Genomic DNA, 13,228 nt, shown 5'->3' on the forward strand with positions numbered 1-13,228 from the left:
TCCCGAAAGGCCTGATTTCGTGATCTCCAATCGCAGCGCAGCCGCCGTCGGCTTGGTGGGTGGCGCCGCCCTGCTCCTGTCCGGGTGCGGAGCCCCCTCGAACGGTGGCGGCGCCTCCTCCGAGCCCGTCACCGGGGGCGAGCTCGTCATCGCCTCCCTGCCCGCCCTGATCGACCCGCACGGCACGACCTCCCGGTCGAACTGGATGGTCGCCGCCTCCGTCTGCGAGGGCCTGTTCGCCAACGCCGCGGACACCTCGATCCACGAGGGCCTGGTCGAGGAGTACGAGTACGACGAGGAAGCAGGGATCTACACGCTCACGCTGCGTGAGGGGGTGCCCTTCCACGGAGGGGGAGAGCTCGCCGCCGCCGACGTGGTCGCCTCCCTGGAGCGCTACGCCGAGTCCGACCCCGGCGAGCTCTTCAACAGCCTGGTCGACGGGATCGAGGAGACAGACCCGCTCACCGTCACGATCACGACCACCGACCCCACCGGCGCGATCCCCGCCCTGCTGTCCACCCCCGACACCGGCGCCTACGTCATGTCCGCCGCCTCCCTGGAGGCCGCGGGCGAGGACGAGCTGGACTCGCTGGACTGTACGGGGCCCTACGAGCTCGACGCGTTCACCGTCGACCGCGAGGCGACCGCCTCGCGCTTCGACGACTACGCCTCCCGTGACGACGCGTCCGACGGCGCGGCCGGGGCCAAGACCGCGCACGCCGACTCCCTGCGCTTCATCCCGTTCAACGAGGCCAACACGCTCAACCAGCTGCGGACCTCGGAGGTGCACGTCGCCCCGCAGTTCCTCGGGGTGGACCAGCTCGCCGTCTACGAGGCCGACCCCGCGCTCGACCCCGTCCTGAGCGAGGACTCGGAGTTCTCCATCCTCCAGTTCAACCTCAGGTCCGAGCTGATGGGCGACGTGGACATGCGCAGGGCCGTCCTCAACGCCCTGGACTTCGCCGAGATCGAGACCCAGCACCTCGGCGACACCGAGCACTTCACCGAGGACTCCAGCTTCTTCCCGCCCGCGTCCCCCTGGTACTCCGAGGCCGGTTCCGAGGCGTACACCGACCGCTCGGTCGAGGAGACCCGGCGCCTGCTGGACGAGGCCGGCTACGACGGCACCCCCGTGCGCATCCTGTACCGCCCCTCGACCGACGCCTACGGGCCGATCCTCCAGCAGCAGCTGGAGAACGCGGGCCTGACCGTCGACCTCCAGGCCATGGACGCCGCGACCTTCGGGTCCACCCGCACCGAGGAGGACACCTGGGAGGTCTTCCTGGGCGGCGGCGCAGCCTACTCCGACCCGCTCACCGTGGTGTTCCTCAACGACGACTTCCCCGGCTGGTGGGCCACCGAGGAGAAGGCCGAGCTGATGGCCGCCGTCACCGAGGGGGTGGACATCGAGAGCCGCAAGCCCGCCTGGGACGACGTCCAGGAGCTGATCTGGGACGAGGTGCCCTTCATCCGCTTCGGCCATGAGCCCCGCCTGGCCGTGACCGCGGCCGGAGTGGGCGGTTTCGAGGCCACCCAGGGCACCGTCCGCGGCTTCTACAACCTGTGGCTGGACCAGTAGGACCGCTGCCGGGAGCCGGCCCCTCACGGGCCGGCTCCCCACGGCCCCCTCCCTGCATGAGAGACAGTTGATGAGAACCACCCTGAAGTCCCTTCTGAGGGATCCCTCCGCGGTGACCGGCGCCGCCATCATCGCCGTCATCGCCCTGCTGGCCGTGTTCGCGCCCCTGCTCGGCGGCGACCCCGACCTCCTCCGCCCCAGCGAGCGGCTGCAGGCACCGCACGCGGGAGCCCTCCTGGGCACCGACGAGCAGGGCCGGGACATGTGGACGGTCCTGCTGTACGGCGCCCGCACCTCCCTCGGCATCGCCACGGCCTGCACCGTCCTCGCCGTCGCCGCCGGCTTCCTGGTCGGCGTCGCCTGCGGGTACTTCAGGTGGGTGGACGCCGTGGTCATGCGGGTCGTCGACGGCCTGATGTCCTTCCCGAACATCATCCTCGTCATGAGCCTGGTCGGCGTGCTCGGCCGGGGCGTGGGCCCGGTCCTGTTCGGCCTCACCGTCGTGCTGGTCCCCCCGATCGCCCGCGTGGTGCGCGCGGCGGCGCTCGGCGCCCGCTCCGCTCCCATGGTGGAGTCGGCCCGGTCGCTCGGCGCCCGCGACTCCTGGCTGCTCTTCCGCTACGTGGCCCCGGAGTCGGTGTCCGTCCTGATCGTCCAGGCCACCATGGGCTTCGCCGCGACGGTGCTCTCCATCGCCGCCCTGAGCTTCCTCGGCATCGGACTGCCGCCGGACGTCCCCAGCTGGGGCGCCAGCCTCTCCGCCGCGCAGCAGTACGCCGCGGTCGCGTGGTGGATCGGGGTGTTCCCCGGCGCGGCCATCCTGCTCACCGTCCTCGGCCTGATCCTCCTCGGCGACGGGCTGCGCGACGCCATGGATCCGCGCGCCCGCCGCCTGGCCGAACTGGCCAGGTCCGCCTCGGCCGCCACGAGGGCGCGAGGGCGGGCCAGGGCCCGCGTAGCCGCCCGCCGCGAAGACGGAAGGGCGTGACCCGTGCTCACCTACGTGTTCAAACGACTGCTGGCGCTGATCCCCACGGTCGCGGTACCGATGGTCCTGCTGTTCGTCCTGCTGCGCCTCACCCCCGGCGACCCGGCCGCGGTGATCCTGGGGGAGAACGCCACCAGTACCGAGATCGCCGAGCTGAGGGTCGAACTGGGCCTGGACGCCCCCCTCTGGCAGCAGTTCCTGGACTGGCTCGGCCGGATGGTCCGCTTCGACTTCGGCGAGTCCGTCTTCCTCCACGCGCCCGTCGGGGAGCTGGTCCTGTCCGCCGCGCTGGTGACCGGGCAGCTGGCCGTGTTCTCCATGCTCATCGCCCTGCTCATCGGGCCGGCGCTCGGCGCGGTCGCGGGGAGCACACGATCGCGGGCCCTGGACCGCACCATGGTGGTCGGATCCGCCGTGGGCGTGGCCATGCCGACGTTCTGGCTGGCCATCCTCCTGGTGATGCTCTTCGGCGTCACCCTCCAGTGGCTCCCCGTCGCGGGTTACACGCCCTTCACCACCGACCCGGTGCAGTACTTCAGGTACATGGCCCTGCCGTGCCTGGCGCTGGGGACCCTGGAGGCCGCCACCCTCTTCCGGTACTCCCGCAACGGGGTCCTGGACGCCAAGCACCAGCCCTTCGTGTCCACCGCCCGCGCCCAGGGGCTCCCGGAGCGGACCATCACGCGGCGGTACGTCTTCCCGGCGGCGCTGGCCCCGCTGGTCACCGTGGTCGGACTCTCCCTGGCCTCGATGCTCGGCGGCGCCGTCGTGACGGAGAACGTCTTCTCCCTCCCCGGTCTCGGCAAGCTCCTGCTCACCGCCGTGGAACGCCGCGACTACCCGCTCATCGAGGGCTGCATCTTCTTCATCGCCGTGGTCTTCGTACTGATCAACCTGGCCGTGGACGTCGTCGCGGCCTCGCTGGACCCGCGCATCCGGCTGGAGGAGGACTAGACATGCATCCGAACGACGACGTCCTGCTGGACGTGACCGGCCTCGACGTCGACATCATGACCGTCGGCGGCTCGCACCGCGTCGTGCACGGCCTCGACCTGACACTGCGCCGGGGCCGCACCCTCGGGGTCGTGGGCGAGTCCGGCTCGGGCAAGTCCATGACCGCCACCGCGGTGGCGGGCATCCTCCCCGACGCCGCGGTCGCCTCGGGCAGTGTCCTCTACCAGGGGCGCGACCTGCTGGCCCTGACCGCCCGGGAGCGCAGGCGGCTCGCCGGGCCCGAGATCGGGTTCGTGTTCCAGGAGCCCATGAGCGCCCTGCACCCCACCATGACGATCGGCCGCCAGATGGCCGCACCCCTGCGCCTGCACCTGGGGCTCACCCGGCGCCTGGCGCGCGAGCGCTCCGCCGAACTGCTGGACCTGGTCGGCATCCCGCCCTCGCGCGGGGTCCTGGACGCCTACGTGCACCAGCTGTCCGGTGGCATGCGCCAGCGCGTGATGATCGCGATGAGCATCTCGTGCGAGCCCTCCCTGCTGATCGCCGACGAGCCCACGACCGCCCTGGACGCCACCGTCCAGAAGCAGATCCTCGACCTGCTCGCGCGGCTGCGGGGCGAGCTGGGCCTGTCGATGATCCTCATCAGCCACGACCTCGGCCTCGTCGCCGAACACACCGACGACGTGACCGTCATGCTCGACGGCCACGTGATGGAGTCCGGCCCCACCGGCCGGGTCGTGTCCTCCCCCGAGTCCGGATACACCCAGGGACTGCTGGAGGCCTCGCCGCGGCTCGGCCGGAGCCCGCGCCGCCTGCCCGTCATCGACAAGAGCCGATTCACGAAGGCGGTGCCCCGATGAGCACACCCACCGGCGACCCGTCCGCGGAACCCGTCCTGCGGATGTCGAACGTCACCAAGGAGTTCCGGCTCGGCGGCATGCTCCGCAGGACCGCGCACACCGCCGTCCGCGACGTGAGCCTGGACGTGCGCCGCGACGAGGTCCTCGGACTGGTCGGCGAGTCCGGGTCGGGCAAGTCCACCCTCGGCCGCATGGCCATCGGCCTCATCCGTCCCACCTCCGGGGGCGTCACCGTGCTGGGCCGCGACATCCTGTCCATGCCCCGCGCGGAACTGCGCGCGTACCGGCGCCGCATGCAGATGGTCTTCCAGGACTCCTCCAACTCGCTCAACCCGCGGATGACCCTGGCCGAACTCCTGGAGGAGCCCTACCGGGTCCAGGGCCTGTACACGCCCGCGGAGCGCTCCGCGCGGGCCAGGGCGGTCGCCGACGAGGTCGGGCTGGCCAGGGAGTGGATGGGGCGGCTGCCCCACGAGTTCTCGGGAGGCCAGCGCCAGCGCGTGTCCATCGCCCGCGCCCTGGCCCTCGAACCGGAGCTGATCGTCGCCGACGAACCCGTCTCCGCGCTGGACGTGTCCGTCCAGGCGCGCGTCCTCAACCTGCTCAAGGACATCCAGCAGGCCCGGAGCCTGTCGATGCTGTTCGTGAGCCACGACATGGCGGTCGTCGAGTTCATGTGCGACCGGGTCGCCGTGCTCGAACAGGGCGCCGTCGTGGAGACCGGCCCCGTCTCCCGGGTGCTCTCCGACCCCGCCCACGACTACACGCGCACCCTCCTGGACGCCGTGCCCCGACTCTGACCACGCCCCGCCCCCCTCCACCCCGCTGTTCCGTTCTGGGAGAAGAGATGACCACCCGACACGCCGTGGCGAAGCATGCCCTCATCACGGGCCCGGTAGCCGAGACGGCCGACGACAGAGCGGTCGTCCTCGAACCGTACGCCGTCGACCGGATCCCGACCTACGACTACGTCCAGGAGGAGTACCTGGTCTCGGGAACCGCCGCCGGGGACCCCTACTCGACCCGCGTCCTCGTCCGCCGCCCCGCCGACATGGCGCTCTACACGGGGCGCGCCCTGGCCGAGGTCAGCCACATCTGGGGCGGCAACTCCGTCTGGCGGGCCTTCAACCGCCAGATCATGCGGGGAGGCTTCATGTGGATCGGCATCGACTCGCAGGCCCCGTCCGCGCTCGACCTGGTCAAGGGCCGCAACGAGCGGCGGTACGCCGACATGACCTTCACCCCGGGCGAGCTGGCCGGCGACTTCGCCGCCTCGATCCCCTTCACCGAGGACCCCACCCCCGAGGTGCTCGCCCGGCAGTACGACGAGTTCAAGGAACGCTGGTGGCGCGCCACCCCGCAGTCCTTCGACATCATCGCGCAGGTGGCCAACACCCTCCGGGAGGGGCTCCCGGGCCTGCCGGAGGCGGCCGTGGAGACCCTGCTGTTCTCGGGGATCTCCCAGACCGGGGGAGTGGTCCGGCGGTTCGTGGAGCGGTACCACGGGCACCTGCGCCGCCCCGGGGGCGGACCGGTCTTCGACGGCTACCTCCCGGGGGCCTCCGGCGGTCCCGCGCTCCCGGACGTCGACGTCCCCGTCATGGAGGTCCTGGGCGAGGCCGAGTTCCAGTCGGTGCGCTGGGCCTGCGGGGTCTCCGGCCAGGTCCGCGGGCTCACCCACCGGCGCCCGGACTCGGCCGTCTTCCGCCTCTACGAGGTGGCGGGAATGGCGCACCGGGAGACGCGCTACATGAGCGACCTCGACCGCGAGCGGCTCCGCGACTGCCCGCTCCCGGAGGGGGCCCGCTGGTCGAGCTTCCCCAACTCGTTCGTCTACAACGCGCTCCTGGAACTGCTCTCCGGGTGGGCCAGGGGCGAGCTCGTGCCGCCCGGCTCCCGCCTGCTGGAGACGGTGGGGGACACCGACACCCTCGCGCGCGACGCCCGGGGCAACGCCCTGGGCGGGCTGCGGACGACCTACACCGACGCGCCCCTGTCGCGCCTGGTCGCCGCCACGCCCGTGGGCCGCCCCTCCTGGTACCACGGCAACGAGACGCCGCTGGCGGAGGACGACCTCGTCCGCCTGTACGGGGACGCCGACGGGTACCGCCGGGTCCACTCGCGGGTGGCCGACAGGATGGTCGGAGAGGGCTTCCTGGTCGCCGAGGACGCCGAGGCGCTGCGCCTGGGCGCGGAACAGGTGACCTTCTAGGGTCCGTGCGCCGCACCCCGTCGGCGCCCTCCGAGCGCCCGCACCGCCCCCGTCCCCGCCTCACGCGCGCGGGGACGGGGGCGGGGGCGGTTCACTGCACCAGGCGGGTGAGGAACTGGTGGCCGACGGAGTAGACGGCGCCGAGCTTGAGCCGGTGCCGGACGAGCCTGCCGTCCCTCGCCGAGTCCAGCAGGCCGACCTCCCGCAGCCTGCGCAGGTGCCGGGAGACCTGCTGCGCCGACATGCCGACGCGGTTCGCCAGCTCACCGGTGGTGCAGTGCTCGTTGACCAGGTGGCGGCACAGCTCCAGCCGCCCGGGATCGGACAGCACCGCCATGCGCATCCGGAGGTCCCTCAGCGGCACGTCCGCCGCCCCCATCTCCGAGACCGGGAACTGCACCACGATCGGCAGACCCGGCGAGCGCTGCGACTCCTCGTACTTCACCACCACGTGGGGCTTCGTGAACACGCTGGGGACCAGGACGAAGTCCCGGCCCGCGCAGGAGACGAAGGCGTTCTGGAGCTTGTCGTAGGCCACCTGGGCGGTCTGGGGCAGGTAGTGGCCCCCCGGCGTCAGCGATGCCAGGACCACGCCCAGCCGGTCCCGGGACAGGCGTTCGCGCACCTCCCGCTCGGCGGTGGACACCTGCGGGACCACCGCGCCCCAGCGGGACCGGAAGAAGGTGTCGTGGCACTCCTCCAGCAGGCGGGTGAGGTCGTCGCGGAAGACGGCCGGGTCCTGGAGGAAGCGCTCGCCGAGCTCCTCCCGCTCCTCGCTCTTGGCGCGGCAGAGTTCGAGGAACTCGGCGGGGGAGGCCCCCGGGTCGCGTGAGCCGTAGCGGCGCTCCCAGGCCCCGCCGGCGATGGTCTCCGCGACCATCGACGCGAACAGGGGCGCGGGCATGTGGCGCAGCTCGGTGAGCTCGTCCGCGAACGTCGCCGGGCGGTTGGTGTCCAGGGGGAGCAGCGCGCGCAGGCGGAACCGGGCCCAGAGCGGGGCGAAGGCGCGCAGCTGCCTGCGCGCGGGGCGGTCCAGCTCGGCGTTGATCACGCGCACGTCGCGTGCCATGTCCAGGTGGTGGCCCGGCTCGGCCAGGCAGTGGAGCAGGGCCATGAGGTCCGCCAGGGGCGAGCGTCTGACCACCACTCGCGAGTCGTCGGTGGAGACGAGATCGAACACAATGGGCACGTCGGCCAGTCTAGTGAGCCGTGTCCCGGCACCGACCCGCGTCCCCGGGCCGTCCGGCCCGTGCGGGCGGCTGCTGCCCCCGGACCCGGCCCGCACCCGCGGGGAGGCCGGCCTCAGCCCCCGTCGCGCAGCCGGGCCAGCTCGGCCCTGAGCCCGTCCGCCAGTTCGACGGCGCGCTCCAGACCGGGCACGGGGGCGGCGCCGCCCGCCTCCGGGGAGGGCGCGGTCCCGGGCCGCTCCGGGGCGGTCCGGCCGATCAGGGACGGGTCGGGTGTGATGCGCACCTGCTCGGAGGCGCCCTCGGCCTCGATGTCGAACACCACCCGGTCCGAGCGGTGCCAGCTCTCGAACCACTCCAGCGGCGTGCCGTCCCGGTCGAACGTCCCGCCCTCCAGGAGCAGGAGCGGGGCCTCGGCGGCGACGCCGAGCTCCAGGGCGATGCGCGGATCGGCGGGCACGGCGCGGATCTGGCGCCGCCCGCTCGTCGGCACGGCCCCGAACCTGTCCTCCATCAGCCGGTGCAGGGAGGCGTCGCGCAGCATCGCGGCGTCCAGGCCGCCGAACCGCTCGGCGGGCAGCCAGGTGCGCACGTAGGACAGCGGATCGCCGTCCACCGAGCGCACGCGCTCCAGCCTGAGCAGGTCCCGCGTGCCCAGGTGCCCGACCGCGGCCGGGACGCCGGAGCGGGAGGGCTCCAGCGACAGCACGGCGGTGGTCAGGCGCAGCCCCTCGGCGGAGAACTGGTCGAACAGCCCGGTGACGCGCTGGACGAGCCGGTGGTGCTCGGTGGGGATCGCCGCGACCGGGGCGCGGCCGTGGATCCGCCTGACGGAGCCCTCGTCCTCCAGGGTGGCCAGGGCCTGCCGGACCACGCTGCGGGAGACGCCGAACCGCTCGCGCAGGGCCGCCTCGCTGGGCAGGGTGTCGCCGGGGGCGATGGACCGGTCGCGGATCTCGGCGCGGAGCACACCGGCGACCTGGGCGTGCAGCGGACGGGGATCGGTGCGGTCGACGGGCATGGGCGCCATTCTAGGGCCGTGGCGGACGGTGGACGGGGTGGGACCGGGCCCTCGCGGGTGAGGCCCGGGGAGGGGAGCAGCGGGTGCCGCGGAGACGGTGCGCCCGCGCCCCCTGGGGAGCGCGGGCGCACCGCACGCGGGTGTCCGGACATGCGGGAGGGGCTGCCGCGGGCGGGCGGGGAGCCCCACCCGCCGGGCGGTGCCGCCCGGCGGGTCCTGTGCGCGGCTACCGGTCGTCGGACCGGGAGGCCTGCCAGACGTGGCCCCAGCCGGGGGCCAGCTCCGCGGCCCGGCGCAGCGCCAGGACCAGGCTGGCCTCGCGGGCGATCCCCCGGCCCGCGATGTCGAACGCGGTGCCGTGGTCGACCGACACCCGGACCACGGGCAGCCCGGCCGTGATGTTGACGCCGTCGTCGCCGTACACCGCCTTGAAGGGCGCGTGCCCCTGGTCGTGGTAGCAGACCGCCACCAGCTTCCACTTGCCGTTCACGGCCGCCGGGATCAGGGCGTCCGCGGGCAGCGGGCCGTGGGCGTTGATGCCCTCCTCGCGGGCGAGCGCGATCGCGGGGGCGAGGACGTCGGCGTCCTCGTCGCCGAACAGGCGGTTCTCCCCGGCGTGCGGGTTGAGCCCCGCCACGCCGATCGGCTCGTCCGGGTTCCCCTGGGCGCGGGCGAACGCGCTCATCAGGCGCAGCACCTCCAGGGTCCGCTCCCGGGTGATGCCGGAGATCGCGTCGCGCAGGGACACGTGCGTCGTCAGGTGGAAGAAGGACAGCTCGCCGGCGGACAGCACGAGGCTGTAGTCCCGCACCCCGAACTCGTGCGCGAGCAGTTCGGTGTGGCCGGGCCAGGCGTGGCCGCCCAGGTGCATGGCGGCCTTGTTCAGCGGCGGGGTGACGATGCCGTCCACCAGCCCGCGCTTGGCCAGGTCGACGGCGGCGATGACGAACCGTGCCGCGCCGTCGCCGGCCTCCGCGCTCAGCTCGCCCGGCGGCACGTGGCCCAGGGACGGGCCGGTCTGGACGACGTCGATGACGCCGGGGTCGTCGGCGGCGTCGGCCGGAGAGGCGATCGGGTTGACCGCGGCGGGGTCGCCGCCGACGGCGGTCACCGCGTTGCGCAGCGCGTCGGCGTCACCGACGACCACGGGTCTGGCGTACTCCCGGACCTCGGGGTGGTGCAGCAGCGACTTGGCGGTGATCTCCGGTCCGATTCCCGCGACGTCGCCGAGGGTGACTGCCAGGGTGGGGCGGCTCATGCGTTCCTGCCTTTCGTGTGGCGGACCGCGTCGGCGGCCTCCAGTAGTGCGGTGGGGGATCCGAATCCCCCGGCCTTGGTGACGATGGCGCGGCCGTGCCGGGGGCCGCCGGACAGCGTGCCCAGCGGGATGCCGGGGGCGACCTCGCCGGTCAGGGCGATGGCGCGCGCGTCCAGCGCGGCGGTGAGGGCGCGGGCCCCGTCGCCGCCGGTGACCACGAAGCCGGACAGCTCGTGGCGGGCGGCCAGGTCGGCGGCGAGCGAGCCGAAGCGGCGGGCGACCGACGCGGGGTCGAGCGCCCCGTCGCGGTCCTCGGGAGCGACCAGCGCGGTGTGGGCCACGGCCGGGTCGAACCGTTCCAGGACCCCGGCGGACCACTCCCGCCAGGCGGTGTCGTCGGCGAGGTCGCGCGGGGCGGGCTGCTCGATCCTGGTCCGCTCGTCGGCGGCCAGCTCCTCCACCTGCCCCCGGGCGGTCTGGTGCAGCGAGGTGACCACGACGAGGGCGGGGGCCGGCTCCGACTCCGCGGCCCACGACTCGGCCAACCGTGCGGCGAGCCCGGCCGAGCCGACCGGCACGGCGTCGGGGCCGAGCGCGGTGACGGCGGCGGCCAGGCGTGCCAGGTCCTCGTCGGTCTCGGCGTCGGCGACCACGACCGGCCCCGCGGCGCGCAGGAGCTCCGCGTCGGCGCGGGCGTCGTCCCCGGTGAGCCGGACGTGCCCGGCGCCGAGCAGGACGGCGATCCGGCTCTCCGACACCGGGGTCACGGGGTCGGTGCCGACCGCGGTGCGGTGCACCTCGACCCCGTCGACGAGGAGGACCCCGTCGCGGACGATGCGCCCCGTGGCGGGGAAGGCCGGGCAGACGACGGCGACCGCGTCGGGCGACCACGCGTCGAGGACGGCGTCGATCTCCGCGCGGATGGGGCCGCGCAGCGTGGAGTCGACCTTCTTGTACAGGCGGGCGGTCCCGGCGTCGCGCAGGCGGCGGACCGCCTCCGCCGCGGCAGCGGCGGCCCGGTCGGCGGGCAGCGCGCGGGAGTCGGTGCTGACGGCGACGACCTCGGCGTTCGGCGGCGCGGCGTCGAGCTGGAGCTCGGTGCTCCACCCCGCCCGCAGGAACTGCACGGCGGTGTCGCCCGCGCCCGTCAGGTCGTCCGCGACGACGGCGACGCGCGGTGGGACGGGGGTGTTCACGAGTCGGACTCCTTCTGCTCGGTGGTGTCGGCGTCCGCGCCGGGGGCGGGGGACGCCGCGCCCGCCTGGTCGGCGCGGTCCGGGAGCGGTTCACGGCCGGGGTGCGCGTCCACGGCGACCGTGCCGGTGCCCGCCTCCTCGGCGGCGCGCGCCTTCTCGGCCTCCTCGGCCTTCTCCGCCTCGGCGGGGGAGGCCCCGGCACGGCGCAGGACCCAGGTGGTCACGAGCGGTGCGAGGATCGCGGTGACCAGGACGCTCGCCGCGATCTGCGAGGTCGCCGTGCCCATGTAGGCGGCGAAGGACGGGTCCGCCGCCACCACGATGGCGGGGGTGGCCACGGCGTTGCCGGACACGGTTCCGGCGGCGAAGCCGATGCCGGACTCCTTGCCGCGGCGGAGCAGCAGCCGGTAGCCCAGGTAGACCAGGCCACCGGTGAACAGGGTGATGACCACGCCCAGCACGATGCCGGTCAGCCCGCCCTGCGCCACGTCGGCGAGGTCGATGCCCGCGCCCAGCGCGAAGGCGAAGAACGGGATCACGATGGAGGGCACGGGCTTGAGCACCTCGCGCCACTGTCCGTCCACGTTGCCGACGACCACGCCGAGCAGGAACGGGACGATCGCGGCGACGAGGGCCAGCACCGGGATCTGGCCCAGGCCCGAGGCGCCGATGAACAGAAGGGCGATGAACGGGCCGTCGTTGATGGCCCCCGCGATGTAGGCGCCCCGGTCGCGGGAGCGCCCGTACTGTCCGGTGATCGCGAGCCACAGGCCGCCGTTGGCGTTGGTGGTGGCGGCGATCAGCGCCAGGATCGACACCCCGAGGATGCCGTCGGGGCCGGTGAAGGCGGCGAGCGCGATGATCAGCAGGCCGGGGATGAGGCTCTTGCCGAGCAGGACCACGCCGGTGGCGGCCAGGACGGGGCCGCCGGTCCGGAGCGTCACCTGGGTGCCGGTGGCGAAGATGAGGAGGGCGATGAGCGGCAGAGCGCTGTCCTTGAACAGCGCCGTGGTGAAGCTGCCGATGTCCAGTGCCCCGGGGGCGAAGGTTCCGATGACCGACCCCAGGACCAGCGGGACCAGCATGGCCCCGCCGGGGATCTTGTTCATCCAGTGGTAGAGGGGCACCAGGGTCCCGTGGTCGTCGCGCATGAGTGTCCGTTCGCAGGGGTGTCCCGGCGGGGACCTCGGAGGGTCCGGACCGGAACGCATCTTGTCCGTACAGAGTGTACGTACAATTTGGGATGATGCCAGTCGGGGCCACAGGAATTCACACCGGGCCCCGTCTTGGCACTCGTGCCCTGCGTATCACCGTGCGTGACGGTCGGCGGGTCGGCGTCCGCGTCAGGGCCGCACGGCCTCGCGGGCGTCGGGGCGGTCCACGGCGGTGGCCGCGGCTCGGCGGGCGCGCAGGTGGTGGACGAGGACGGCGAGCGTCGCCGCCAGGAACACCGCCTGCATCGCGGTCCGGATCGGCAGGCTCTCGGTGAACCCCGCGCTCGCCCCGGTGGTGATCGCGTAGACGTTGGCGGGGAACATCGCGACCAGGAGGGCGCCGAGTCCGGCCGCGGACCACGGCGAGGTGCGCGCCCACAGGAGTCCGGCTGCCCCGGCGAGCTCCAGGATCCCGGTCACGGTGACGAGCAGGTCCGGCGCGGGCAGCGCGGGCGGGACCATGGCGATGAGCTCCTCGCGCAACCCGACGAAGTGCGAGACGCCGGTCAGGGTGAACATGGCCGCGAGTCCGCCGCGCAGCGCGAGCGGCCAGGAGCGCAGGCGCCGCACGCCGGCCGCGCCGAGCGCGAGCAGTGCGGTGGTGACGACGGCGAGGGTGATGAGCGGTTCCATCGTGGGCCTCCATGGTGTGGTGTCCCGAAATCTTTCTAATGGCAAGATTGCCTCGCGCACCCCCAACTTGTCAATGGAAAGATGTGAGGAGGCGGGGTCGGGGAGGCAGGACGGAGCCCGGTGGCT

Annotated in this window: 12 protein-coding genes; 6 read left to right on the forward strand and 6 right to left on the reverse strand. The window is 73.5% G+C overall.

The genetic code is table 11. The features are described from left to right. Positions 1-19 precede the first annotated feature (19 nt). The 6 genes from Q8791_RS16510 (at position 20) to Q8791_RS16535 (ending at position 6,593) form a co-directional block, all read left to right on the forward strand. Positions 20-1,579, forward strand: a complete 1,560-nt coding sequence (locus tag Q8791_RS16510) for an ABC transporter substrate-binding protein (RefSeq protein ID WP_330092607.1) — start codon at positions 20-22, stop codon at positions 1,577-1,579. A 70-nt stretch (positions 1,580-1,649) separates the two neighbouring features. Further along, complete coding sequence (locus Q8791_RS16515) at positions 1,650-2,567, forward strand: ABC transporter permease (protein ID WP_330092608.1); 918 nt, start codon at positions 1,650-1,652, stop codon at positions 2,565-2,567. 3 nt (positions 2,568-2,570) lie between these two features. Further along, positions 2,571-3,521 carry an ABC transporter permease gene (locus Q8791_RS16520; RefSeq protein ID WP_330092609.1) on the forward strand — a complete coding sequence of 317 codons (951 nt, stop codon included), beginning with the start codon at positions 2,571-2,573 and terminating at the stop codon, positions 3,519-3,521. Between the two features lie 2 nt (positions 3,522-3,523). Continuing rightward, complete coding sequence (locus Q8791_RS16525) at positions 3,524-4,381, forward strand: ABC transporter ATP-binding protein (RefSeq protein WP_330092610.1); 858 nt, start codon at positions 3,524-3,526, stop codon at positions 4,379-4,381. Further along, positions 4,378-5,181, forward strand: coding sequence for an ATP-binding cassette domain-containing protein (locus Q8791_RS16530; protein WP_330092611.1), 804 nt, complete (start codon positions 4,378-4,380; stop codon positions 5,179-5,181). Before Q8791_RS16525 ends, Q8791_RS16530 begins: the two co-directional genes overlap by 4 nt. A gap of 47 nt (positions 5,182-5,228) precedes the next feature. Further along, positions 5,229-6,593, forward strand: a complete 1,365-nt coding sequence (locus tag Q8791_RS16535; RefSeq protein WP_330092612.1) for an alpha/beta hydrolase domain-containing protein — start codon at positions 5,229-5,231, stop codon at positions 6,591-6,593. A 91-nt stretch (positions 6,594-6,684) separates the two neighbouring features. Here the strand turns inward: Q8791_RS16535 and Q8791_RS16540 are convergent, their stop codons facing one another. The 6 genes from Q8791_RS16540 to Q8791_RS16565 all read right to left on the reverse strand — a co-directional run bounded on the left by Q8791_RS16540 (position 6,685) and on the right by Q8791_RS16565 (position 13,102). Further along, a complete protein-coding gene (locus Q8791_RS16540) occupies positions 6,685-7,782 on the reverse strand; it encodes an ArsR/SmtB family transcription factor (RefSeq protein WP_330092613.1) in 1,098 nt (365 codons plus the stop codon). Between the two features lie 113 nt (positions 7,783-7,895). After that, entirely contained in the window at positions 7,896-8,810 is a 915-nt protein-coding gene (locus Q8791_RS16545) for a GntR family transcriptional regulator (protein ID WP_330092614.1), read from the reverse strand. Positions 8,811-9,027: 217 nt separating this feature from the next. Beyond that, the gene (pdxA, locus tag Q8791_RS16550) at positions 9,028-10,059 is read right to left on the reverse strand and encodes a 4-hydroxythreonine-4-phosphate dehydrogenase PdxA (protein ID WP_330092615.1); all 1,032 of its coding nucleotides are present in this window, start codon (positions 10,057-10,059) and stop codon (positions 9,028-9,030) included. After that, positions 10,056-11,255 (reverse strand): four-carbon acid sugar kinase family protein, encoded by a 1,200-nt coding sequence (locus Q8791_RS16555; protein ID WP_330092616.1) that lies wholly within the window; start codon positions 11,253-11,255, stop codon positions 10,056-10,058. The genes pdxA and Q8791_RS16555 overlap by 4 nt, the downstream gene beginning before the upstream one ends. Continuing rightward, the gene (locus tag Q8791_RS16560; protein WP_330092617.1) at positions 11,252-12,406 is read right to left on the reverse strand and encodes a 2-keto-3-deoxygluconate permease; all 1,155 of its coding nucleotides are present in this window, start codon (positions 12,404-12,406) and stop codon (positions 11,252-11,254) included. Before Q8791_RS16560 ends, Q8791_RS16555 begins: the two co-directional genes overlap by 4 nt. Positions 12,407-12,598: 192 nt before the next feature. Further along, positions 12,599-13,102, reverse strand: coding sequence for a DoxX family protein (locus Q8791_RS16565; RefSeq protein WP_330092618.1), 504 nt, complete (start codon positions 13,100-13,102; stop codon positions 12,599-12,601). Between the last annotated feature and the right edge of the window lie 126 nt (positions 13,103-13,228).

It is taken from the genome of Nocardiopsis codii, from assembly GCF_036327455.1.
Classification (GTDB): Bacteria; Actinomycetota; Actinomycetes; order Streptosporangiales; family Streptosporangiaceae; genus Nocardiopsis; species Nocardiopsis codii.